Here is a 23772-nt window from a genome sequence, read left to right as displayed (position 1 = left end):
CTAGGCCAGCAATTTCGTCAGCAGCAATTCGATCGAGCCGTAACCGTAGAGCAGGTCGATATCGAGTCCCGTCATATCGTAAGGCACCGACACTTCGCGCTCGGGCCGGCCCGGATCGGTGTCGGCATAGACCGCGCGCCACGCGTGGCGCACCGGCTCGGAACGGCGGATGAAGGCCGGGATCGGCCACAGCTCGCGCTGCCAGTCGGGCGCGTCGCCGATCACCTGCCAGCGGCCATTGGCCAGGCCCATGTCGCCGGTGCGCGCCACCTTGACGGCGTCGCCGGGCCGCATGCCGGCCAGTTCGGCCAACGTCGGTAGCGCGGCCCTTTTGGGACCGTAAAAATATGCCAGCACCACCTTGCCGCCGGGGGCCATGCGCGCCAGCAGCCCGGCCGCGTAACCGCCTTGATTCAGTGGCACGGCAAACCACGTGCCCTCGCGGTATGATTGTTTCATGCATGTCCTCTCTGATACGGAGCTGCGGGCGGGCGATACCGCGATACGCCGGGCGCCTATTCGTAATGAAATTGCGCCGCGATCGGTCCGGCCTTGAACAGCACCGCCTTCATCTCCTGGTCCAACTTGGGATCGCGCCGGCGCACCCACTCCAACAACATCGCCATGTGCAGACGCGTGCTGTCGCGCTGGTGCGCCAGCACCAGTTTCAATTCGGGATCGGTGCACGTCTCGTGGCGCTGGTTGAGCGCATCGAGCGCGCCCACCTTCTCGGCCAGCGACGTCAACGCGCGGTGCATGTCCAGCGTCGGCGCCGACAAACTGTCGGGCGCCTCGGCCAGCGCCGCGTGATCCGTGATGCTCATCGATTGCGGGGCCATGGCGTTTCCTTGCTGGTGAATGATGACGCTATTGTCGGCGTCCACGGCCCAAAGTTCAAGTTTAACGGCGCACGACTTTATGCGTCGCACGCGACCGCGATGTGCTAAACTCGCGCTTCGCTAGGGGTCCTGGATCGGTGGTCTACACTGTTCCGGGTGAGAGATACCCTTCGTACCTGATCTGGATAATGCCAGCGAAGGAAAGCGCAAAGTGGTCCCCCTCCTTTGAAATGCTCCTGCGTTGGCTCCGGCCGAATAAGCATCAAACGCAGCAAGCCGGCAGCACCGGCCTGACACAAGAGCACACCATGCCCACACCAAAATTCGCACTCTCCGCCGTCGCCGTCGCGCTGTTGCAGGCCTACGCCGCCCACGCCGCCGGCGCACCGTCCACCCCTGCCGCCGCCGACGCGGCCGACCAGCCGCTGCCCGAAGTGATCGTCAGCGCCAGGGCGCCGGGCGCGCGCGCCGCCGTCGGCGGCTTCGCCGACACGCCGCTGATGCAGACGCCGGCCTCGGTCAGCGTATTGAGCGCGCAGCAGATGCAGGACCGCGACATCCACTCCACCACCGACGCCGCCCGCTACGACGCCAGCATCAGCGACTCCTACAACGCGGTCGGCTACGCCGAGCAGTTCTCGATCCGCGGCTTCGACCTCGATCCGGCGTCGAGCTACCGCAAGGACGGCATGGCCATCAGCGGCGACACCCAGATCCCGCTGGAGAACAAGGAGCGCATCGAAATCCTCAAGGGCCTGGCCGGACTGGAAGCGGGCATCGCCGCGCCGGGCGGCATCGTCAACTACGTGACCAAGCGCCCGACCGCCACGCCGCTGCGCAGCGTCGTCTTCGAGGAGCGCGAGCGCGGCACCCTGTACGGCGCCATCGACCTCGGTGGCCGCTTCGACGATCCCGCCTTCGGCTACCGCATCAACGCCGCCGCCGAACGCCTGCGCTCCTCCATCAAGGGCGCCGACGGCAACCGCAAATTCATCTCCGGCGCCTTCGACTGGCAGATTTCGCCGCAGGCCCTGCTGCAACTGGACGCCGACTACCAATACAAATCGCAGATCACCGCGCCCGGTTTCCAGCTCATCGACGGCGCCACGCTGCCGAAGGTCGATCCCGACACGCTGCTCAACAACCAGCCCTGGACCAAGCCGGTGACGACCACCAGCAGCAATATCGGCCTGCGCTTCGAGTACACCTTCACGCCGCAGTGGAAAGCCACCTTCAGCGCCAACCAGCACCAGTTCCGCCGCGACGACTACACCGCCTTCCCCGAAGGCTGCGGCGACATGGACCCCGGTTTTTGCGCCAACGGCGACTACAACGTCTACGACTACATCAGCGTCGGCGAACGCAAGTCGCCGCTGACGGCGCAAGCCATGGTGCAGGGGCAGTTCGCCACCGGCGCGCTGACCCACGACGTCACCGGCGGCTACTCCTTCTTCCGCAACCGCGAACAGTGGGGCGACGATTTCTACACGCTGGCGGGCCTGAGCAACATCTACCACCCGGTGGTGGTGGCGCCGCCGGAAGGCGGCAGCGGCCCGGTCACCGTGCGCCGCACCGACCACGAACGGGCCCTGTTCGCGCAAGACATCGTCGGCTTGAGCAGCACCGTCAAGCTGCACCTGGGCGCGCGCTACACCCAGGTCAAGCGCGACGAGGCCGACGCCCTGACCCAGGTCGACCAGGGCTTCTGGCTGCCCAACGCGGCGCTGGTGTACAGCCCGACGGGCGGCCTGTCGCTGTACGGATCGTACGCCCAGGGACTGGAGCACGGCGGCATCGCGCCGATCGGCACCAACAACGAACAGGACGCGCTCAATCCGAGCAAGTCGAAGCAGATCGAAGTGGGCATCAAGGCCAATATCACGCCGGAGCTGAACCTGACGGCCGCGCTGTACCAGATCCGCAAGGGACTCGAATACATCGACGGCGACAACAACTACGTGCGCAACGGCCAGGCGCAGCATCGCGGCATCGAGCTGGGGGCCAACGGCCGCGTCACGCGCGCGCTGGAAATCGGCGCCTCGGCGGCGGCGCTCAACACCAAGCAAAGCGGCACCGGCGACGGCGACATCGACGGCAAGCGCGTGACCAATGTGCCGGCGTTCAAATCGACCGTGTACGCGGAATACGCGCTGCCGCAGTTGGAGGGCGTGAAGCTGAACGCCAACTGGCAGTACGCCAGCAAGAAAGCGTTCGACGTGCAGAACACCGTGTTCGTGCCGGGCTACCACGTGCTCAATCTGGGCGGCTCGTATGCGACGCGGGTGGGCAAGACGGCGGCGACGTTCCGCGCCTATGTCGACAACGCGCTGAACCGCTACTACTGGCGCGACGTCACGCCGCAGCTGGGCGGCTACCTGCTGCCCGGCGCGACGCGCACCTTCCGCATCTCCGCGCAGTTCGACCTGTAATGGCAAGTTGACGCGCGGCGCGGACAGCGGGGTTCCGTCCCCGTTTTCGCACCGCGTGGCATGGGGGCCTTAGAAGATGTACTGGACCCGCATCGTGAAGCTCTTCGCGGGGCGGTCCGAATTTTTGCCGAACAGGTAAGCCGCTTCGTACTTGAGCTCCTGCTTGGCGCCGACGTCGCGGCTGCCGAAAAACGCCGGCCCGATGCGGTGCGATTGCTGGTCGCGCGGCAGCGGACTATCCCACTTCCCCACTTCGCCGAAACCCTGCAAGCCCGGCTGGAACCAGCTTTTCCAGCGATGCTTGACCTGCCACTGGTACGTCAGCTGCAAGGGATTACTTTCATCGGTCCGGTAATCGCGCTGGAAAAACACATTGAAATTCAATTGCGTGCGCCCGATTTCCGTTTGCAGCACCGGCCCGAATTCCACGCCGTATCCCTCGCTGCTGGTGCGCGGACGCTCGATCTTCGTATGCAGCGCCAGGTCGAAATCGTACTGGCCCTGGGTGAGCATGAAGTCGTTCTGCCACGCCGTCTCGTGCCACTTGCTGCCGCCGCCGTTGATCTTGACCGCCGTCGCGTAAAGCTCCGTGTACCAGCGCGACGTCACGCCGTAGCCGACGCCGATCTCCGGCGCGGCCACGGTGAGCGCGGCGTAGTGGGCGTTCCAGTATTTGTAATCGATCGACGTCTGTCCCTCGACATCGTAGGTCGACACCAGGTAATAGCCGGTGTCGGCCAGCGCAAACTGCGGCAGGATCGCTGCCAGCAGGACCAGCTTCTTCATGGGTGGCCTTTGACACGGCTTGTTCGGAACGGCCCTCAATTTAGCGCGCACCGCATGGCTTGGCAATACAAAAATTAATTCTGTAGCAGTTCTTCCACCTGCGCCAGGCGCGCATCGAGGCTGCCCGACACCAGCAGGTAGGGAATCGCCCTCGCCTCGAGCTCCTCGAACAGCATGGCGTCGACGATGCGGCTGACGTCTTCGGACTCGCGCTGCAAGCCGTCCGCCACCCACGGGATATCGGGCGCGCAGACCAGCGTGACATCGTAGCGGTGGCGCTCGACCAGGGCGGCCAGCCGCGCGTCGATACCGTGAAAATAATGGCGGCTGTAGATCGCCGTCATCAGCGGCGTGGTGTCGCAAAACAGGTAGCGGCGGGCGCCGGCCAGCGCCGCCTCCTCGCGCGCGACCTGCATGCTGGCGATGGGGAACTGGTCCGCCGCCACCGGCACGCGGGCTTGCACGTCGACGAATTCGCGCAGGTATTCGCGCACCCAGACGGTCTGATAACGGGTCGCCAGCGCGGCGGCCAGGGTCGACTTTCCGGACGACGCGGTGCCGACGATGGCCACGCGCAGCGCCTTCATTTCAGCACCATGCCCGCCGCCACATCGCGCCGATCGCCTCCGTGTTCGCCCTCCTCGCCGCCGTCGCCATCGGAAGCGGCGCCGCGCCACGCGCGCAGGCCGATCACCGCCATCGCCACGAACACCGCCGACAGGATCGCCGTCAGCGTCAGGTGCTTGTGCAGGTAGAGCGCCACATACAGCACGTCGACGATGATCCACACATGCCAGTTCTCGACTTTTTTACGCGACAGCAGGAACTGCCCCACCAGGCTGCCGGCGGTGAGGAAGCCGTCGGCGTAGGGCACGTCGGTGTCGGTGTACGATTTCAGGAACCACGCCAGCGCCGCGAAGCCGCACAGCCAGCCGGCGACGGCGGCCACGCGGCCGCGCCCATCGAGGCGCGACACGCGCAGCGCGTCATGATGTTCGCCCCCGTGCAGCCACTGATACCAGCCCCACACCGAGACCACGATGAAGACCAGTTGCAGCCCCATGTCGCCGTACAGCCGCGCGTCGAGGAACACCAGTCCATACAGGGCCGACGAGAGTATCGAGAACAGCCAGGCCCAGTGGTTCTGGCGGATGTTGAGCCAGACCGTCAGCACCGACAGCAGGAACGAGACCAGTTCCAGCGGCGTGGTGCCAAAGCCCAGCAGGACAAAGGGGTCGTTCATGCCTAGCGCTTGCCGTGCTTCGGATATTTCACCGTCATCTCGGCGATCACGTTGTCGGCGTGGTCGACTTCCTTCATCACCCACAGCATGTAGCGGATGTCGAGATGGATGGCGCGCGTGATGGCGGGGTCGAAGTACCAGTCCTTGGTGATCGATTCATAGGTCGAGTCGAAATTGAGGCCGATTAATTCGCCGCGCCGGTTCATCACGGCCGAACCGGAATTGCCGCCGGTGGTGTCGGCGCTGGTCAGGAAATCGACCGGCACGGTGCCCAGCGCCGGGTCCTTGAACTGGCCGTAACGCTTCTGGGCGATGGCGTCGAGCAGCGCCTGCGGCGCGTCGAACGGCGCCTTGCCGGTGTTCTTTTCGGCGATGCCTTCGATGGTCGTGAACGGGCCCTTGGTGACGCCGTCGCGCGGCGCGTAGGCCGAGACGGTGCCGAAGGTCACGCGCAGCGTCGAATTGGCGTCGGCGTAGACCGGCTTGCCCTGCGATTGCTTCCACGCGATCACGGCCTGCATGTATTGCGGGATCACGAGTTCGAGGTTGCCGTCGACTTCCTTGCGGCGGTGCTCCAGCGCCAGCGCGACGTCGTTCAAGGTCACCGCCAGTTTCAGGAAGGCGTCGTCCGATGCCGCGATCGCCGCCGCGTCCTGGTCCATCCACGCCACGCGGCGCGCGGTGTCGCCGAGCTGCGAGCGCTGATACAGCGCCGGCACCGCGTCGGCCGCCGGCAGCAGGGCGTCGAGTCCCCGCACGTGCATGGCCGGCGCCAGCGCCCCATAGCGCCGCAGGCCGGCGACGTAGCGGGCCTGGTCGACCGCGCCGGCGTAGGACTGCTCCAGCCGGTTCAGGCGCGCCTTGATGAAGGCCGCGTCGCGCTGCTGGAAGCCGGGCTCGCGCTCGGCGTCCGGCTGGCGCCGCTCCAGCGCCAGCCGATACAGGCTGCGCGCGCTTTTCAGCAGCTCGCTATTGGTGGCGACGGACCAGCCGAATTCCTCGTCGGCCAGCGCGAGGTCGGCGCCGATGACGGCGTCGAGTTCCCTGAGCATGGCCGGCGCGGCGTCGGGCTGTTGCGCGTACCAGGCGCGGAAGCCGGCGTCCTGCACGTCCTTGATGGCGGCGATGTCCTTGCGCGCGAAGCCGTCCAGCAGGCCCTGGGTTTTCTTCATCACGTTGTTGATGCTCTTGACGACGCTGGCGTAGCGCACCACGTCGGCCGGATTGCCGGCGCTGGCGGCGCCGATCACGTCGAGGTCCGCGCGCAGCTCGGCCACCTTGGCCGGATAGGCCGCGTCGCGCGCGGCGCGCACTTCGCTGGCCAGCTTGTAGCGGCTGGTGCGGCCGGGATAACCGGCCAGCAGTATCGGATCGCCGTTCTTCAAGCCTTCGGCCGACACCACCAGGAAGTCCTTCGAGTGATAGGGCAGGTTGTCCGGCGACGGATCGGCCGGCCGGCCGTCCCTGCCGACGTAGGCGCGCAGGAAGGCGTAGTCGCCGACGTGGCGCGGCCACTCGTAGTTGTCGATGTCGCCGCCGAAATCGCCGATGGCGTTGGCCGGCGCGTACACCAGGCGCACGTCGCGGATCAGCATCTGGCGCACGCGATAATATTCGAGGCCGCGATGGAAGGCCGGCACCGAGCAGCGGTAGGCCGGGTCGCTTTCGCATTCGGCGATGATGGCCTTGATGTGGCCCTCGACGGCTTCGTGGCGGGCGCGCCCGCTCATGCCGGCGCCCAGGCCGGCCAGCACGCGCGCGGTGACGTTGTCGACCTTGTCGGTCAGGTAGACCAGCGTGTTCGGGCCGCCGGCCAGTTCCTCGGCGCGGCTGTGGGCCAGGTAGCCGTCGGCGATGTAGTTGTGCTGCGGCGTCGAGTTGCGCTGGATCGCGCCGTAGCCGCAGTGGTGGTTGGTGACGATCAGGCCCGCGTCGGACACGAAGGCGGCCGAGCAGCCGCCCAGCGACACCATGGCGCTCATCGGATGGCGCGACAGGTCGGCCAGTTGTTCGGCCGGGATCGTGATGCCGACCCGCTTCAATTCGGATTTCAGCTGCGGCAGCTGGTAGGGTTGCCACTGGCCTTCATCGGCGTGCGCGGCGGCGCACAGCAGTGCGGCGGGGAGGAATAAATATTTCAGCAAGATGGTGGCCTCGGATTAAAAACGCTGCGGCAGTATACCAGTCCAGCCGCAGTCCATAAGCGGCGGGCGCCTACAGCGCCAGCGCCTGGCCCGGCAAGGCGAAGCTCATCGTCAAGGTGCAGCCGCTGCCGGCGGCATAGGCGCCGATGTCGAAGCGTCCGCCCAGCGCGCCCACCCGCTCGCCGATGCCGATCAAGCCGAAGGAACCGTTTTTAGCGCGCTGCTCGGGCGCGATGCCGAGGCCGTTGTCGCTCACGCTCAGCGCCAGCCTGCCCTCGCTGAGCGCCAGCCGCACTTCGACCTGCGTGGCGCTGGAATGGCGCTGCACATTGGTCAGCGATTCCTGCAGGCTGCGGAACAGCACGATTTCCACCTCCGCCGGGATCGCCGCGAACACCGCGCCGTCCGGCATCACCAGCTGGCAGACCAACCCGCTGCGCTTGCGGAATTCGCCGACCTGCCATTCGATGGCCGCCTGCAAACCGAGGTCCAGCACCGGCGGGCGCAGTTCGTTCATGATGCCGCGCACGCTGCGTATCGTCGTGTCGACATTCTGCAGCACCGCGTTGACGCGCTTGTGCAGGCGCGGATGCGTGCTCTCGGTGCGGGCCCGCAGCATTGAAATATCGATGCGCAGCGCCAGCAGGTTCTGTCCCAGTTCGTCGTGGATTTCACGGGCGATGCGGCGCCGCTCGTTTTCCTTGACCGTCGCCAGATGCTCGGCCAGCTGGCGCATCTGCTCGCGCGAGCGGCGCAGCGCCGCCTCGGCGCGGATGCGCTCGGCCACTTCCAACATCAGCTTGCGGTTGGCGTCGGTCAGCTCGGCGGTACGCGCCAGCACGCGCGCATCGAGTTCGCGCGTCAGTTCCTGCAAGGCCGTTTCGGACTGCTTGCGGGCGCTGATGTCGGAAAACACGGCGACGAAATTGCCGATCGCGCCGTCGTCGGCGCGCATCGCCGTCAACGACATGCCGGCCACGAAGGTGGTGCCGTCCTTGCGCGCGTTGACCACTTCGCCGTGCCAGCGGCCCTGCCCCAGCAAGGCGCGCCACGCCGCCGCGTGCAGTTTCGGCGGATTGATGCCGCGCCCGAGGAAGGAGGGGTCGCGGCCCAGCGTTTCCTCGGCCAGGAAGCCGGTGATGCGGCTGAAGGCCGGGTTGACGGCGACGATGCGGTTGGCGGCGTCGGTCACCATGACCGCCTCGTCGATGTTGTCGAGCACCGCGTAGGCGCGCCGGCGGCCGTCCTCGCGCAGATCGCGGTCGCTGATGTCGCTGACGATCATGCGGCCGTCGCCGGTGGCGGTCTGGCGCTCGCTGAACAGCAGGGTGCGCAGCACTCCCTGCGCATCGCGCGCCAGTTCCGGGTATTGCAGCTCGGTGGCGATGTCGCTCAGCGGCCGGTTCAAATCGCTCGGGATCAGCTTGTAAATCTGCGTGGCCTGGTTGGTGAAGCGGCGGGTGCGCAGATTATTGTCGAGGAAGATGGTGGCGATGTCGGTGCTGTTGAGCAGATTCTTCATGTCGCCGTTGACCAGCGACAGGTCGTCGACCTTCGATTGCAGCTCGGCGTTGACGGTGTAGAGTTCCTCGTTCAGGGACTGCATTTCCTCCTTCGACGTGGTCAGTTCCTCGTTGGTCGATTGCAGTTCCTCGTTGGTCGATTGCAGTTCCTCGTTGGCCGACTTGAGTTCTTCGCGCGAGGCCTGCATCTCGTCGCGCACGGCCTGGATTTCGAGGCGGGCCTGGGCCAGCTGCTGTTCGAGCTCGATCAGCAGCGGATTGGTGGCGCGCGAACGGCGCTTGGCCGGCGGCAGCGCCACGGCGGCGAAGGTGATGACGATCATGCCGGCCAGCGCGTCGGTCACGCCGATGGCCTCGGCCGTCAGGTCGAGCGCCTGGGTCTGGCCGGCGTCGTCGCTGACGATCAGGCCGCGCTTGGCGATCAGGCCGTCGGCCTCGCCGGCGCGCTTGATCAGGTCGGCCAGCTCGTAGCGCAAGCCGTCGCGCGCCATCGCATGGATGTTCCAGTTGGCCTTGCCGGCGGCCGGCTCCAAAAAAGCGCCCGTGCGGCCGTGGATGTAGAGGATGTCGCCCAGCGTGTTGAGCACCACGCAGGCGGGCGTGTGCTTTTTCAGCAGCAGTTGTTCAAGCTGGGATTGCAGATTACCGGTCATGGCGACGCTTCTCGTTTCGCTGGGTGGGGGAAGGACCACGCTGGCATCGCGCGTCGGGAAGTAGTGGGCCACGCGCTGCACCGACGCGTCGAGCCGGCGGTAGATGCGGCCGTTGCCCGATAGCGGTGAGAACAGGTCGTTGAAACGGCCCGGCGTGTCGGCGCTGCCCAGCATCAGCAAGCCCCTGTCCTTGAGCGCGTAGTGGAACAGCGGAATGAGCTGCTCTTGCAGGGTCGGATTAAAGTAGATCAGCAGATTGCGGCAGCACAGTATATCGAGCTTGGTGAACGGCGGGTCGGAAATCACGTTCTGCTGCGCGAAAATGATGGAATTGCGCAGATCCTTGCGGATGCGGTAGCCCTTCTCCGTCGGCAGGAAATAGCGCTGCAGGCGCTCGGTGGAGACGTCGGCCTCGATGGTGGCGGCGAACACGCCGGTGCGGGCGCGGGCGATGGCGTCGGGATCGAGGTCGGTGGCGAAAATCTGCAGCGTGTAGCGGGCCTTGGGCGCGAGCCGCTCTATCACCTCCTGGAACACGATGGCCAGCGAATAGGCTTCCTCGCCGGTCGAGCAGGCCGGTATCCAGGCCTTCAGCGCCAGTCCCTGCGGATGGGCCGTCAGCAGCTGCGGCAGCGCCGTCGACGCCATGTGCTCCCATATTTTCTGGTCGCGGAAGAACTGCGTCACGCCGATCAGCAGTTCCTTGAACAGCAGCTCGACTTCGGCCGGATTCTGATGCAGGTGATCGACATATTGCTCCAGCGTGCGCAGTTGTTGCAGCTTGATGCGGCGCTCGATGCGGCGCAGCACCGTGTTCAGTTTATAGTCGGCGAAGTTGGCGCCGGTCTGCGCCAGCAGCAGCTGGAACAGCTCGTGGAGGCTGTCGCGCCGCTGCGCCAGCAAGGGCAGCGGCAATTTCAGCGGCCGCCGGTAGGCCAGGATATGGGCCGGCATATCGACCGGCAGCGCCACCAGGTCGGCGGCGCCGGCGGCGATGGCGCTGCGCGGCATGGGGTCGAACTTGGCCGACGACGGCAGCTGCGCCAGCGTCAGGCCGCCGTGCTGCTTGATCGCTTGCAGGCCGAGCGTGCCATCGCCGCCCATGCCGGACAAGACGACGCCGGCGGCCAGCTCGCCGCGCTCGCGCGCCAGCGCCTGGAAAAAGGTGTCGATGGGCAGGCGGTGGCCGCGCTCCTGCTGCGGCACTTGCAGCACCAGCAGGCCGTCGGCGAAACCGAGGTCGGTATTGGGCGGAATCACGTAGACGCTGTCGGCCGCCACCTCGGTGCGGTCGACGATTTCGATCACGCGCATCGCCGTCACGCGTTGCAGCAGTTCGGGCAGCATGCCCTTGTGCAGCGGGTCGAGGTGCTGGATCACGACGTAGGCGGCGCCGCTGCCCGGCTGCACGCTGGCCAGCAGTTCGCAGATGGGATCGAGGCCGCCGGCCGAGGCGCCGATGCCGACGATGGGCACGGCCGGCAAGCTCGGCGCGGCGGCCCTGGCGGCCGGTGGGGCGACCAGGGCGGCGGCGGGCGACGGCAGGCCTGCCGGCACCGGGGCATCGGCGGCGCGGTTGCTCATCGTGACTTCCTGCCTGACTTCTTGCGTGACTTGCTGCGGATACTGCGCATGCTGTGGCCTGCCGTGGTTCGATCGAATCATTCATCCAAAATTGTAAATTTGGATACTTTATTCAACCGATTATACAAAGGCCGACCATAAAAACCAAGCACCTCCTCGTAACCGTGCCGGCGTCACGGCATCGGGGCCGTTCCGCGGCGGCGGCCGCGGTCGGGCCGGCTGCGCAGCTGGCTTATTGTGCGCTCATTGTGCGCTTACCGTGATAGACCGCGCCTTTAGCGCACACCCTCCTGCGCGTGCCAGCCGCCGCCCAGCGACTGGATCAGCGCCACCGCCGTCGTCTGGCGGTCGGCCTGGGCCTGCACCAGCGCGCGCCGCGCGGCCAGCGCCGTGTTCTGCGCCGTCACCACGTCGGTGTAGCTGACCTGGCCCGAACGGTAGCGGTTCAGCAGCTGGGCCTCGACCTGGTCGGCCGCCTCGGAGGCGATGCGGTACAAATCCTGCTGCCGCATCAGCGCGCGCGTGGCCGTCAGCTGGTTTTCGACGTCGGCGAAGGCCGCCAGCACGGTCTGGCGATACTGGGCGATGGCGGCGTCGCGGCCGGCCTCGGCCTGCGTCACGCGGGCCGAGATGGCGCCGGCGTCGAACACCGTCTGCGCCGCCGACAGGCCCAGCGACCAGGCGTTGTTGGAGGCGTTGAACAGGCCGCCCACCTTGCTGGCGCCGTAGCCGTAGGAGGCGCTCAGGCTGATGTCCGGGAAGTAGGCGGCGCGGGCCACGCCGATCTGCTCGTTGGCGGCGGCCACGCGGCGTTCGGCGCCGGCGATGTCGGGCCGGCGCTGCAACAGGGTGGACGGCAGGCCCAGCGGCACGTCCGGCACCTGGACCCGCCACGGACCGGCGACCAGCGTGAACTCGGCCGGCGCCTTGCCCAGCAAAACGGCGATGGCGTGTTCCAGCACGGCGCGCTGGCGCTGGGCCGTGATCTGGTCGATCTGGGCGTTGGTCAGCTGCGTCTGCGCCTGCAACACGTCGGACTTGGCGGCGATGCCGGCGTTGAAGCGGTTCTGCGTGATCGTCAGCACCCGCTGGTAGCCGTCGGTGGTCGACGCCAGCAGCGTGATTTGCGCGTCGTACTGGCGCAGCGAGATGTAGTCGGTGGCCAGTTCGCCCTGCGCCGACAGGCGCGCGGCGGCCAGGTCGGCGGCGCTGGCCTGGGCGTTGGCGCTGGCGCCGTTGACGCCGGAACGCAGCTTGCCCCAGATGTCAGGCTCCCAGCTGGCGCCGATGTTGGCGCGGTACTGGTTGCTGGCGGTCGAGCCGCCGCCCGCCGGATTGGAGGCCGAGCCGGCGCCGCTGCGGGTGGCGCCGCCGGTCAGGTCGACGCTGGGGAACAGCGAGGCGCGCTGCTCGGCCACCAGCGCGCGCGCCTGGGCGTAGTTGGCGATGGCGGCGGCGATGTTCTGGTTCGACACTTCGATGCTGGCGGCGAGGTCGTTCAATATCGGGTCGCCGAACAACTGCCACCACGGGCCGCGTTCGAGCGCGTCGGCTGGCGCGGCCGGCAGCCAGTCCTGCCCTTCCTTGTAGACGGCCGGCGCCGGCGTGGCCGGCACGTGGTAGGCCGGCGCCAGGGCGCAGCCGCTGACGGCGCAGGCGGCCAGCAGGGCCAGCGCCAGCGGCTGAAGACGAAGGGAGTTGCGGAATGCTTGGATTTTCATGATGCGGTAACCTGTTCGCTATGGATGCGGCTCAGTTGTTGTTCGGACGGGCCGGGGCGGCGCAGCTTGTCCATCAAAATGTAGACGACCGGCGTGGTCAACAGCGTCAGCAGCTGGCTGGCGATCAAGCCGCCGATGATGGCCACGCCCAGCGGCTGGCGCAGCTCCGAGCCTTCGCCGAAGCCTATCGCCAGCGGCAAGGCGCCCAGGCCGGCGGCCATGGTCGTCATCAGGATGGGGCGGAAGCGCAGCAGGCACGCTTCGCGCACCGCTTCGCGCGCCGTCAGGTTGCGCGCCCGTTCGGCTTCGAGCGCAAAGTCGATAATCAGAATCGCGTTCTTCTTGACGATGCCGATCAGGAGGAAAATGCCGATCAGGGAAATGGTCGAGAACTCCATGTGGAACATCAGCAGCGCCAGCACGGCGCCGACGCCGGCCGACGGCAGCGTGGTCAGCACCGTCACCGGATGGACCAGGCTTTCGTACAGCACGCCGAGCACGATGTAGATGACGACGATGGCCGCCGCGATCAGCAGCGGCAGCGCGCTGTTGCCCTGCTGCGCCTGGAGCGCCGTGCCCTGGAAGCCGCCGCGCACATTGTTGGGCATGGCGATGTCGGCCTCGGCCTGCTTGATGTCGACCGTGGCGTCGGACAGGCTGGCGCCCTCGGCCAGGTTGAAGGCGATGGTGGTGGCCAGTTCGCCGTCCTGGTGGTTGATCGACGTCGCCGCCGAGCTTTCGGCGAACTTGGCGATGGCCGACAGCGGCACCATCGTCGTCGGCGTGGTGCTCAGGGCCGAACCGCTGGACGCGTCGCGCACGGCCGGCGCGGCCACGTTGGCGGCCAGCGCCGGCGTGCCGCTGGCGGCGGCGCTGGCGGTCGCCGTGGCGCCGGTGGTGGTGCCGGTGGCCGGCACCGTCGAGGCCACCGGCGCGCCGCTCGGGTTGGCGGAGGTCGGCGCCGGCAGGCCCTTGGACGGCACATACAGGTCGCGCAAGGCTTCCGGGCTGCGTGAATATTGCGGCGCCACTTCCATGATGACATGGTACTGGTTCAGCTCATCGTAGATGGTGGCGACCTGGCGCTGGCCGAAGCTGTCGTAGAGCGCGTTGTCGACGTCCTTGGTCGACAGGCCGAGGCGCGAGGCGCTGGCCTTGTCGATGGTGACGAAGGTTTCGACGCCGTTGTCGGCCTGGTCGGAATCGACGTCGGTGATCGACTTCTTGGTCTTCATCGCCGCCGCCAGCTTGGTGGCCCACAGTTTCAAATCGGCCTGGTTGTCGCTCTTGACCGTGTACTGGAAATTGGCGTTGGCCGAACGCCCGCCGGCGCGCAAGTCCTGCACGGGGCTGAGGAACAGCTGCACGCCGGTCACGCGCGCCAGCTTGGGACGCAGCCGCGCGATCACGGCCTGGCCGGCCACCTTGCGCTGGTTGGCCGGCTTCAGGCTGATGAACATGAAGCCGCCGCCGGCGCGCCGCCCGCCGGTGAAGCCGACCACGGTGTCGACGTCGGGATCGTCCTTGATGATGTTGACCAGCGCGCGCAGCTTGCCCTGCATGGCCTGGAAGGAGATGCTCTGGTCGGCGCGGATGCCGCCGGAAATCTGACCGGTGTCCTGCTGCGGGAAGCCGCCCTTGGGTATCGCCGCGAACAGGTAGATGTTCAAGCCGATGACGAAGACGAGGCTCAGCATGACCAGGGCGATGCTCGACAGGGCCCAGTCCAGCGCATGTTCGTAGGTGCTCAGCAGGTAGCCGAAGCCGCGCTCGAAGATGCGCGCCACGCGCCCCGGCGGCCGGGTGTCGTGCTCCGGCTTGAGCAGCCAGGCGCACAGCATCGGCGTGGTGGTCAGCGAGATCACCAGCGAAATCATCACCGCCGCCGACAGCGTCACCGCGAATTCGCGGAACAGCGCGCCGAGCTGGCCGCCCATGAACAGCAGCGGAATGAAGACGGCGATCAGCGAGAGGCTGATCGACAGCACGGTGAAGCCCACTTCGCGCGCGCCCAGCAAGGCCGCCTCCAAGCGGTTCATGCCGGCCTCGATGTGGCGGGTGGTATTTTCCAGCACCACGATGGCGTCGTCGACGACGAAGCCGGTGGCCACCGTCAGCGCCATCAGGCTCAGATTATTCAGGCTGAAGCCGAGCAGATACATGACGCCGAAGGTGCCGAGCAGCGACACCACCGTGGCCACGGCCGGCACGAAGGTGGCGCGCAGATTGCGCAAGAAGGCGCTCACCACCAGCACCACGAGGATGATGGAAATAATCAGCGTGACCTCGATTTCGTGCAGCGAGGAGCGGATCGAGTTGGTGCGGTCGGTCGCCACTTGCAGCGTCACGTCCGGCGGCAACTGCGCTTGCAGCGCGCCCATTTGCGCGCGCACGCTGTCGACGGTTTCGATGACGTTGGCGCCGGCCTGCGGCCGCAGCACCACGACGATGGCCGGCACGCCGTTGAACAGGCCCAGGTTGTTGACGTCTTCGACGCTGTCGATCACCTGCGCCACGTCCTGCAGGCGGATGGCGGTGTTGTTGCGCCAGCCGACCACCAGGTTCTGGTAGTCGGCGGCGTTGCGGCCGCCGCTGGCGGTGCTGGCGCCGGAATAAATCTGGAAGCGCAGGCCGCTGCCCTGCAAGGCGCCGCGCGGGCGGTTGGCGTTGGTGGCCTGGATGGCGGCGCGCACGTCCTCCATCGACAGGCCGTAGTTATTGAGCGCGTACGGCAGCAGCTCGACGCGCACGGCCGGCAGCGAACTGCCGCCCAGTTCCACGTCGCCTATGCCCTGCACCTGCGACAGCCGTTGCAGCACGATGTTGGAGACGGCGTCGAAGATCTGGCCGGGCGTGCGCGTTTTCGACGTCAGCGCCAAAATCATGATGGGCGCGCCGGAGGTGTTGGCCTTGCGGTAGCTCGGATTGCTGCGCAGCGTGGCCGGCAGGTCGGCGCGGCTGGCGTTGATGGCCGCCTGCACTTCGCGCGCGGCCGCGTCGACGTTGCGGCTCAAGTCGAATTGCAGGGTGACGTTGGTGGAGCTGGTGCTCGACTGCGACGTCATCTCGTTGACGCCGGCGATCACGCCGAGGTGGCGCTCGAGCGGCGTCGACACGCTCGACGCCATCGTCGACGGGCTGGCGCCGGGCAGCGTGGCGCTGACCGAGATGATGGGGAAGTCGACCTGCGGCAGCGGCGCCACCGGCAGCACGAAGAAGGCGCCGATGCCGGCCAGCGCGATGCCTATCGTCAGCAGGACGGTGGCGATGGGCCGCTTGACGAACGGTGCGGACAGATTCACGACGCACCGCCTTCGGGCACGCCCGGCTGCCCGCGGTTCTTGCCGAAGCGGCGGTTGACGCGCTGGGCCAGGCTGTCGAAGCCGAGGTAGATCACCGGCGTCGTGAACAGCGTCAGCAGCTGGCTCACTATCAGGCCGCCGAAGATGGCCAGGCCCAGTGGCCGGCGCAGTTCGGCGCCCTCGCCCCAGCCCAGCATCAGCGGCACGGCGGCGAACAGCGCGGCCAGCGTCGTCATCAAGATCGGACGGAAACGCAGCAGCGCGGCCTGGTGGATCGCTTCGCGCGGCGGCTTGTGCTGTTCGCGTTCGGCTTCGATGGCGAAGTCGATCATCATGATGGCGTTCTTTTTCACGATGCCGATCAGGAGGATGATGCCGATGATGCCGATCACGCCCAGGTCCTGGCCGCTGATCCACAGCGCCAGCAGCGCGCCGACGCCGGCCGACGGCAGCGTCGACAAGATCGTCAGCGGGTGGATATAGCTTTCATACAGCACGCCGAGCACGATGTAGACGCAGACCACGGCGGCCAGTATCAGCCACAGTTGGTTCGACAGCGAGGCCTGGTAGGCGCCGGACGCGCCGAGGAAGGTCAGGGTCACCGAGGCCGGGAAGTTGATTTCCTTGGCCGCCTCCTTGATGCTGTCGACGGCGGTGCCGAGCGAGACGCCGGTGGCCGTGTCGAAGCCCAGCGTGGTGGCCGGATACTGCGACACGTGCGTCACTTGCAGCGGCGCCGAACGTTCGGTGATGGTGGCCACCGCCGACAGCGGCGTGGCCTTGCCCGATCCGGTGCGCAGTTGCAGATTGCCCAGCAGCGCCGGCGTGTCCAGGCCTTCAGGCTTCGCTTCCAGGATCACGCGGTACTGGTTGGTTTCGGTGAAGATGGTCGAGACGATGCGCTGGCCGAAGGCGCTGTAGAGGGCGTCGTCGATGGAGGCGGCGCTGATCGACAGGCGCGAGGCGCTGTCGCGATCGACGCTGACGTAGGCCGCGTTGGCGCTGGCGCCGACGTCGGAGGTGACGTTGCGCAGCTGCGCCTTGGTGCGCATCTGCGCCGTCAGCTTGTTGGCCCACTCGCTGACGGAGGCGTTGTCGGCGCCCTCGACCGACACGCGGAACTGGGTCGGGCCGGTTTCGGCGTCGATGGTCAAGTCCTGCGTCGGTTGCAGATACAGGATCAGGCCCGGCACCTCGGCCACGCGGCGGCGCAGGCGCTCCATCGTCTCCGGCTGGCTGGTGGTGCGCGCGTGCTTGAGGTTAATCAGCATGCTGCCGGTATTGAGCATGGTGTTGTTGGCGGCGTCGACGCCGACCACGGAACTGAGGGTCTCGACGTCGGGATCGGCCAGGATGGCGCGCGCGGCGTCCTGCTGCAACTGCGCCATGCGGGTGTAGGACACGGCCCGCGTGGTTTCGATGCGCGCCTGCAGCTGGCCGGTGTCCTGGGTCGGGAACAGGCCCTTGGGAATGACGAGGTAGAGCAAGGCGGTCAGCAGCAGCGTCGCCAGCGCGACGATCAGCGTCAGGCCCTGGCGGTTCAGCACCCACGTCAGCGAACGGTCGTAGTGGCCGATCACCCAGTCGAAGAACTGCTGGAAGCGGCGGCCGAAGGCGGTCTGCTTTTCTTCGCCGTGCGGCTTGAGCCAGCGGCCCGACATCATCGGCACCAGCGTCAGCGAGACCACGGCCGAGATCAGGATCGTGATCGCCAGCGAAATAGCGAATTCGCGGAACAGGCGGCCGACCACGTCGCCCATGAACAGCAGCGGGATCAGCACGGCGATCAGCGACACGGTCAGCGAAATGATGGTGAAGCCGATCTGGGTCGCGCCCTTCAGGGCGGCGGCCATCGGCGACTCGCCCTCCTCGATGTAGCGGGCGATGTTTTCGATCATGACGATGGCGTCGTCGACGACGAAACCGGTGGCGATGGTCAGCGCCATCAGCGACAGGTTGTTCAGGCTATAGCCGAGCAAATACATGACGCCGCAGGTGCCGATCAGCGAGATCGGCACCGACAGGCTGGCGATCACGGTGGCGCGCACGCTGTGCAAAAAGGCGAAGATCACCAGCACCACCAGCAGCACGGCCAGCAGCAGTTCGGTCTCGACGTGTTCGACGGAGGCGCGGATGCCGGTGGTGCGGTCGCTCAGCACCTCGACCTTCATGGCGGCCGGCAGCGCGGCGCGCAGCTCGGGCAGGCGCTGTTTGATGGCGTCGACGGTGGCGATGACGTTGGCGCCGGGCTGGCGCTGCACGTTCAGAATGATGGCGGGCTTGGTGCCGGCCCAGGCGCCGAGCTCCATGTTTTCGGCGCCGTCGATCACCTGGGCGACGTCCTTGAGCCGCACCGGCGCGCCGTTTTTATACGACAGGATCAAGTCCTTGTATTCGCTGGCCGCGACCAGCTGGTCGTTGGCGTTGATGCTGTAGGCACGCGTGGGGCCGTCGAAATTGCCCTTGGCGCCGTTGGCGTTGGCCGCCGTGATGGCGGTGCGCAGCGTGTCCAGACCGAGGCCGTAGGACGCCATGGCCTGGGTGTCGGCCTGGATCCGGACGGCCGGACGCTGGCCGCCGTTGAGCGTGACCAGGCCGACGCCGCTGACCTGGCTGATTTTCAGCGCCAGGCGCGTGTTGACGATGTTTTGCACATCGGTCAGCGGCATGGTGTCGGAGGTGATCGCCAGCGTCAGCACCGGCGCGTCGGCCGGGTTGACCTTGGCGTACACCGGCGGCGCCGGCAGGTCGGTCGGCAGCAGCGAGTTGCCGGCGTTGATGGCGGCCTGCACTTCCTGCTCCGCCACGTCGAGCGTCTGGCCGAGGCCAAATTGCAGCGTGATGATGGAGACGCCGGCGGCGCTGGTGGAGCTCATGCGCGCCAGCCCGGCCATCTCGCCGAACTGGCGTTCCAGCGGCGCGGTCACGGTCTGGCCCATCACTTCGGGACTGGCGCCGGGATACAGCGTCTGCACCTGGATGGTCGGGAAGTCGACCTGCGGCAGCGCCGACAGCGGCAGGAACTTGAAGCCGACGACGCCGGCCAATACGATGGCCAGCATCAGCAGCGAAGTCGCTACCGGCCGCTGGATAAAGGGTGCTGAGGGACTCATAGTCTTATACCTGTCGATTCAAAGGCGCCATTACTGAGCTGGCGCCGATGCGGCCGCCGATGCGTCGCGGCGGTGATGATGGTGCGCGGCCGCGTCGGAGGAAGCGGCGTCGCTGGCGGCGGCAGCGGCGGCGGCGGCCGACTTGGCGGCGGCCGTCGCATCGGCCGCCGTGGCGGCGTTGGTGGCGTTGGTGGCATTGGCTGCGGTGGCTGCACTGGCTGCGGCCGGAGCATCGGCTGCGCCGCGACCCTTGCCGCCTTTGCCGCCGGCGCCACGGGGTTTGTCGCCCGGCAGGATCACCTTGGCGCCGTCCTTCAGACGGTCGGCGCCTTCGGTGATGACTTGTTCGCCCACTTGCAGGCCGGTGACGATCTGGATTTTGTCGACGGTGGCCTGGCCGCGCGTGACGGGACGCAGCGAGACGGTTTTGTCGGCCTTGAGCACGTAGACGAAGTCGCCGTTGGAACCGTGGCGCAGCGCCGTCACCGGCACCATCACGGCGTCCTTGATGGTGCGCAGTTGCAGGCGCACGTTGACGAACTGGCTGGGGAACAGCGCGAACTTGGTGTTGGCGAAACGCGCCTTGGCCTTGACGGTGCCGGTCTGCGTGTCGACCTGGTTGTCGAGCGCGGCGAAGCGGCCGCTGTCGAGCGTATTGACGCGGGTGCGATCGAGCGCGATGGCCGGCAGCGCGGCGCCGGCGATGGCGCGCTGCTGCACTTCCGGCACGTTATCCTGCGGGATCGAGAATTCGACGTCGATCGGCGACAGCTCCGTGATGACGGCCAGGCCGTTGGCGTCGCCGGAGCCGACCAGATTGCCGATGTCGACCACGCGCAGGCCCACGCGGCCGCTGATCGGCGCGATCACCTTGGTGTAGCCCAGGTTCAGGCGCGCCGCGCCTTCGGCGGCGAGGTCGGTCTTGACGGTGCCGTCGAGCTGTTTGACCAGCGCGGCCTGGGTGTCGACGTCCTGGCGCGCGATCGAGTCTTGCGTCAGCAACGTTTGATAGCGCGTCAGCGTCAGTTTGGCGATGTCGCGCTGGGCCTCGTCGCGCTGGCGCTGGCCGGTGGCCTGCAGCAGCGCCATCTCGAACTGGCGCGGATCGATCTGCGCCAGCACCTGGCCGGCCTTGACCATCTGGCCCTCGGTGAACAGCACCTTCTGCAAAATGCCCGACACTTGCGCGCGCACCGTGGCGGTGGCTGCCGCCGTGACGGTGCCGAGGGCGTCGAGCACCACCGGCACGTCGGCCTTTTCCGCCGCCGCCACGCCCACCGTGCTGGCCACTTCGCCGCCCGGGCCGCCGGGGCCGCCGCGCCGTCCGCCCGCGCCGCCGGGACCGCCCTTGCCGCCGGCCGCCTCGTCGCTGCGGTGCGTCAGGTGCCAGGCGAAGCCGCCCAGCGCGGCCATCACGGCGATGGCGATCAGGTTGCGCACGATTTTTTTACGCTTGCTCTGTTGCGGTGGGGGGCTGGTCAATGCTGCGGGCGTTGCGTGCGAATCCATCACTTATCCTTATTTGGGCCGCGTCAGCGCGGCGTTTTTTGTACTGGCCGATGATGCCGGCATCGTTGCATTGCGAGCCGCGGCACCATGCCTGGTCGGTTCGATGCGGGGACTCTAGCATAAGAGCGCTATTTTAGTGGCTCAAAGTGAAACAATAAAGCCATCCCATGTCGGGCTGGCGCGGGACGAATCGGCTTGGTCCCGACCGTGGTCCCCGGTTCGATCCGGGCGCGGCATGCGAGTTTGCCCGGATTTTTCGCGCGCGTGTGGGCGAGATACAAAGCCGCTACAAATTTGTGAGTCACTCCCCGGCACGGGTCTGCGCGCTTTACAAATCTTTACGCGGCCGACACGCCGCCTTGACGCGGCGGGCGCACAGTGGGGGCGTTGTCTCTTTAACGATCCCTCCACCCTCCACCCTACTGACAAGGATATGCGATGAACATCTTCAACCGCGGCACCCTCTCCGCCTTCGTTCTCGGCGCCGCGCTGGCGGCCGGCGTCGGCGCGTTCGCCGCCGGCGAAGTCGCCATGCCGGGCCACGGCCAGCACGGCGACATGACGGCCCACATCGACCACGCGCTGAAACACTTATATGTGGACCTCGACGCCACCGACGCGCAAAAAACCCAAATCGACCCGCTGGTGCATCAGGCCTTGCAGGATCTGAAGCCGCTGCACCAGCAGCTGCTGGCCGGGCACCGGCAAGCCATCGCGCTGCTGACGCAGCCGACGCTGGACCGCGCGGCGATGGAATCGGCGCGCGCGCAAAACATGGCGCTGGCCGACCAGGCCTCTAAGCGCATCGTGCAGCTGCTGGCCGACGTCGGCGACGTGCTGACGCCGGCCCAGCGCCAAAAGCTGGCCGACCATTTCAGCAAAATGCACGGCATGCGCGCCATGCACGGTTAGAGGCATTAGAATCAGCCGCATGAGCGAACATATTTTATTGGTGGAAGACGACCCGCGCCTGGCCGAGATGCTGCAAGAGTATCTGGGCCAGGCCGGCCTGCGCGTCACGCACGCGGCGCTGGGACAGGCCGCGCTGGAACTGCTGCGCACGGCGGGCGCGCCGTTCAACGCCGTCATCCTCGACCTGATGCTGCCCGATATGGATGGTCTCGACGTCTGCCGCCAGCTGCGCGCCGCCCACGACACGCCGGTGCTGATGCTGACGGCGCGCGGCGACGCCATCGACCGCATCGTCGGCCTCGAACTGGGCGCCGACGACTACCTGCCCAAGCCCTTCGAGCCGCGCGAGCTGCTGGCGCGGCTGCGCGCCATCCTGCGCCGGCGCGTCGACGTCGATGGCGGGCGCGCCGGCGCCCATGGCGGCGGCGCCACCACGCTGCGCTACGGCCGCCTGGAAATCGCGCCCGACGCCCACGCCGTCACGCTGGCCGGCGCGCCGTGCGAGCTCACCGCCTACCAATACGAGCTGCTGCTCGCGCTGGCGCGCAACGCCGGCCGCGTGCTGTCGCGCGAGACGCTGATGGAACTGGTCAAGGGCGAGCAGCTCGAAGCCTTCGACCGCTCGATCGACGTCCACATGTCGCGCATCCGCGCCGCCGTCGAAGACGATCCGAAAAAACCGCGCCGCATCATCACCGTGCGCGGCGCCGGCTACGTGTTCGCCAAGGTGCAGGATTGATGCCGCGCCTGTACATCCGTTTTTACCTGGCGCTGATGGGCAGCCTGCTGCTGTTCGCGCTGGCCACGGTGTTCGTCTGGCACCGCGCCGGCGGGCCGATGGAGCGGGCCGGCGCGACGATGGGCCAGATCGTGCAGAACGTGCTGGCGCCGGCCGACGCGCCGCCCGCCGAGCAGCAGGCCGCGCTCGAACGCGTGGCGCGCGGGCTGGGCGCCGACATCAGCTTGTACAGCGCGGACTGGCGCTTGCTGGCGGCGGTAGGCCAGCCCATCGCGCGGCCGCAATGGAGGATGACGGCGCTGGCCGGCCCGCCGCCCTACTACAGCCTGCGCGCGGCCGATGGCCGGCGGCTGCTATCGAGCCAGCCGCTCGGCTACATCCAGCCCAAGCTGCTGATGCACACGCTGCTGCTGATACTGGCGCTGGCCATCGGCGTCGGCGCGTTCCCCATCGTGCGGCATTTGACGCGGCGCCTGGAGCGGCTGCAGCGCGGCGTCGAATCGCTGGGCGCGGGCGACCTGACGGCGCGGGTGGCGGTCGAGGGCCGCGACGAGGTGGCGGCGCTGGCGCACAGCTTCAACCGCGCCGCCAATCAGATCGAGCAGCTGGTCGGCGCGCACAAGGCGCTGCTGGCCAACGCCTCGCACGAATTGCGCACGCCGCTGGCGCGCATCCGGCTGGCGCTGGAGCTGGTCAAGGAATCGATCGACGGCAAACGCAAGGCCGGGCTGGAACAGGACATCGCCGAACTCGATCACCTGCTCGACGAGATTTTGCTGGCCAGCCGGCTGGGCGCGGCCAGCGACCGCATGGACCACGAGGAGATCGACCTGCTGGCGCTGGCGGCGGAAGAGTGCGCGCGGTATGACGATGTGCAGCTCGATGCGCGGCTGGCGGCCGGGCCGGCGCTGGTCAGCGGCGACGCGCGGCTGCTGCGCCGGGTGCTGCGCAATTTGCTGGAGAACGCGCGGCGGCACGGCGTGGCGCCGACGTCGGTGCGGATCGCCAGCGACGCGGCGGGAATGTTGACGCTGTGGGTGTGGGATAGCGGGCCGGGAATTCCGGTGGCCGAGTTTGAGCGGGTGTTCGAGCCGTTTTACCGGCGTCCCGGCGCGCACGGTGGCGGCACGGGACTGGGCCTGGCGCTGGTGCGGCAGATCGCGCGGCGCCATGGCGGTGAAGCGCGCTGCGTGGCGATGGCCGATGGCCGCAGCGGGTTTGTGGTGACGCTGCCGGCGCGGCCGGCGCCGCGCTGAGCGACGGCCGGCGGCTCAA

The 23772-nt window shown here is 67.5% G+C and carries 15 protein-coding genes and 1 riboswitch; of the genes, 4 read left to right on the top strand and 11 right to left on the bottom strand.

Annotated elements, in window-relative coordinates; all coding sequences use genetic code 11:
- A complete protein-coding gene (locus Q0S71_RS20380) occupies positions 1-459 on the bottom strand; it encodes an Imm26 family immunity protein (protein WP_295999875.1) in 459 nt (152 codons plus the stop codon).
- A gap of 56 nt (positions 460-515) precedes the next feature.
- A complete protein-coding gene (locus tag Q0S71_RS20375; RefSeq protein ID WP_295999874.1) occupies positions 516-839 on the bottom strand; it encodes a hypothetical protein in 324 nt (107 codons plus the stop codon).
- Positions 840-951: 112 nt separating this feature from the next.
- Positions 952-1059: riboswitch (TPP riboswitch) on the top strand.
- An 88-nt stretch (positions 1060-1147) separates the two neighbouring features.
- Between Q0S71_RS20375 and Q0S71_RS20370 the strand changes: the two genes are divergently transcribed.
- The gene (locus tag Q0S71_RS20370) at positions 1148-3268 is read left to right on the top strand and encodes a TonB-dependent siderophore receptor (RefSeq protein WP_295999873.1); all 2121 of its coding nucleotides are present in this window, start codon (positions 1148-1150) and stop codon (positions 3266-3268) included.
- Positions 3269-3337: 69 nt separating this feature from the next.
- Here Q0S71_RS20370 and Q0S71_RS20365 read toward each other — a convergent pair whose 3' ends face one another.
- The 9 genes from Q0S71_RS20365 to Q0S71_RS20325 all read right to left on the bottom strand — a co-directional run bounded on the left by Q0S71_RS20365 (position 3338) and on the right by Q0S71_RS20325 (position 20846).
- A complete protein-coding gene (locus tag Q0S71_RS20365) occupies positions 3338-4054 on the bottom strand; it encodes a hypothetical protein (RefSeq protein WP_295999872.1) in 717 nt (238 codons plus the stop codon).
- A gap of 74 nt (positions 4055-4128) precedes the next feature.
- A complete protein-coding gene (locus Q0S71_RS20360; RefSeq protein WP_295999871.1) occupies positions 4129-4641 on the bottom strand; it encodes an ATP-binding protein in 513 nt (170 codons plus the stop codon).
- A complete protein-coding gene (gene pnuC / locus Q0S71_RS20355) occupies positions 4638-5297 on the bottom strand; it encodes a nicotinamide riboside transporter PnuC (RefSeq protein WP_295999870.1) in 660 nt (219 codons plus the stop codon). The genes Q0S71_RS20360 and pnuC overlap by 4 nt, the downstream gene beginning before the upstream one ends.
- A gap of 2 nt (positions 5298-5299) precedes the next feature.
- Positions 5300-7441, bottom strand: coding sequence for a S46 family peptidase (locus Q0S71_RS20350; protein WP_295999869.1), 2142 nt, complete (start codon positions 7439-7441; stop codon positions 5300-5302).
- Positions 7442-7511: 70 nt separating this feature from the next.
- Positions 7512-11201: a chemotaxis protein CheB gene (locus Q0S71_RS20345; RefSeq protein WP_295999868.1), complete on the bottom strand. Its 3690-nt coding sequence runs from the start codon at positions 11199-11201 to the stop codon at positions 7512-7514.
- Between the two features lie 275 nt (positions 11202-11476).
- Positions 11477-12922: an efflux transporter outer membrane subunit gene (locus Q0S71_RS20340; RefSeq protein ID WP_295999867.1), complete on the bottom strand. Its 1446-nt coding sequence runs from the start codon at positions 12920-12922 to the stop codon at positions 11477-11479.
- Positions 12919-16224 (bottom strand): efflux RND transporter permease subunit, encoded by a 3306-nt coding sequence (locus Q0S71_RS20335; RefSeq protein WP_295999866.1) that lies wholly within the window; start codon positions 16222-16224, stop codon positions 12919-12921. Before Q0S71_RS20335 ends, Q0S71_RS20340 begins: the two co-directional genes overlap by 4 nt.
- Positions 16221-19337: an efflux RND transporter permease subunit gene (locus Q0S71_RS20330; RefSeq protein WP_295999865.1), complete on the bottom strand. Its 3117-nt coding sequence runs from the start codon at positions 19335-19337 to the stop codon at positions 16221-16223. The genes Q0S71_RS20335 and Q0S71_RS20330 overlap by 4 nt, the downstream gene beginning before the upstream one ends.
- Before the next feature lie 30 nt (positions 19338-19367).
- Entirely contained in the window at positions 19368-20846 is a 1479-nt protein-coding gene (locus Q0S71_RS20325; protein WP_295999864.1) for an efflux RND transporter periplasmic adaptor subunit, read from the bottom strand.
- A gap of 438 nt (positions 20847-21284) precedes the next feature.
- On the opposite strand from Q0S71_RS20325, the gene Q0S71_RS20320 reads away from it, so the two are divergent.
- The 3 genes from Q0S71_RS20320 to Q0S71_RS20310 are packed head-to-tail and all read left to right on the top strand — an operon-like array spanning position 21285 to position 23753.
- Positions 21285-21758: a Spy/CpxP family protein refolding chaperone gene (locus Q0S71_RS20320; protein WP_295999863.1), complete on the top strand. Its 474-nt coding sequence runs from the start codon at positions 21285-21287 to the stop codon at positions 21756-21758.
- A 19-nt stretch (positions 21759-21777) separates the two neighbouring features.
- Positions 21778-22497 carry a response regulator transcription factor gene (locus Q0S71_RS20315; RefSeq protein ID WP_295999862.1) on the top strand — a complete coding sequence of 240 codons (720 nt, stop codon included), beginning with the start codon at positions 21778-21780 and terminating at the stop codon, positions 22495-22497.
- The gene (locus Q0S71_RS20310) at positions 22497-23753 is read left to right on the top strand and encodes a HAMP domain-containing sensor histidine kinase (RefSeq protein WP_295999861.1); all 1257 of its coding nucleotides are present in this window, start codon (positions 22497-22499) and stop codon (positions 23751-23753) included. The genes Q0S71_RS20315 and Q0S71_RS20310 overlap by 1 nt, the downstream gene beginning before the upstream one ends.
- Positions 23754-23772 lie beyond the last annotated feature (19 nt).

The organism is Rugamonas sp. (genome assembly GCF_025354735.1).
In the GTDB taxonomy this organism is placed as follows: domain Bacteria; phylum Pseudomonadota; class Gammaproteobacteria; order Burkholderiales; family Burkholderiaceae_D; genus Rugamonas.
Note: the sequence above shows the minus strand (reverse complement) of the source record. Positions and strands in the feature narration are given on the sequence as shown.

Excerpts from the sequence above, each read along its gene's own strand:
- Q0S71_RS20380 (WP_295999875.1), bottom strand. The coding sequence starts at position 459 with ATGAAACAATCATACCGCGAGGGCACGTGGTTTGCCGTGCCACTGAAT.
- Q0S71_RS20375 (WP_295999874.1), bottom strand. The coding sequence starts at position 839 with ATGGCCCCGCAATCGATGAGCATCACGGATCACGCGGCGCTGGCCGAG.
- Q0S71_RS20370 (WP_295999873.1), top strand. The coding sequence starts at position 1,148 with ATGCCCACACCAAAATTCGCACTCTCCGCCGTCGCCGTCGCGCTGTTG.
- Q0S71_RS20365 (WP_295999872.1), bottom strand. The coding sequence starts at position 4,054 with ATGAAGAAGCTGGTCCTGCTGGCAGCGATCCTGCCGCAGTTTGCGCTG.
- Q0S71_RS20360 (WP_295999871.1), bottom strand. The coding sequence starts at position 4,641 with ATGAAGGCGCTGCGCGTGGCCATCGTCGGCACCGCGTCGTCCGGAAAG.
- pnuC (WP_295999870.1), bottom strand. The coding sequence starts at position 5,297 with ATGAACGACCCCTTTGTCCTGCTGGGCTTTGGCACCACGCCGCTGGAA.
- Q0S71_RS20345 (WP_295999868.1), bottom strand. The coding sequence starts at position 11,201 with ATGAGCAACCGCGCCGCCGATGCCCCGGTGCCGGCAGGCCTGCCGTCG.
- Q0S71_RS20340 (WP_295999867.1), bottom strand. The coding sequence starts at position 12,922 with ATGAAAATCCAAGCATTCCGCAACTCCCTTCGTCTTCAGCCGCTGGCG.
- Q0S71_RS20330 (WP_295999865.1), bottom strand. The coding sequence starts at position 19,337 with ATGAGTCCCTCAGCACCCTTTATCCAGCGGCCGGTAGCGACTTCGCTG.
- Q0S71_RS20325 (WP_295999864.1), bottom strand. The coding sequence starts at position 20,846 with ATGGATTCGCACGCAACGCCCGCAGCATTGACCAGCCCCCCACCGCAA.
- Q0S71_RS20320 (WP_295999863.1), top strand. The coding sequence starts at position 21,285 with ATGAACATCTTCAACCGCGGCACCCTCTCCGCCTTCGTTCTCGGCGCC.
- Q0S71_RS20315 (WP_295999862.1), top strand. The coding sequence starts at position 21,778 with ATGAGCGAACATATTTTATTGGTGGAAGACGACCCGCGCCTGGCCGAG.
- Q0S71_RS20310 (WP_295999861.1), top strand. The coding sequence starts at position 22,497 with ATGCCGCGCCTGTACATCCGTTTTTACCTGGCGCTGATGGGCAGCCTG.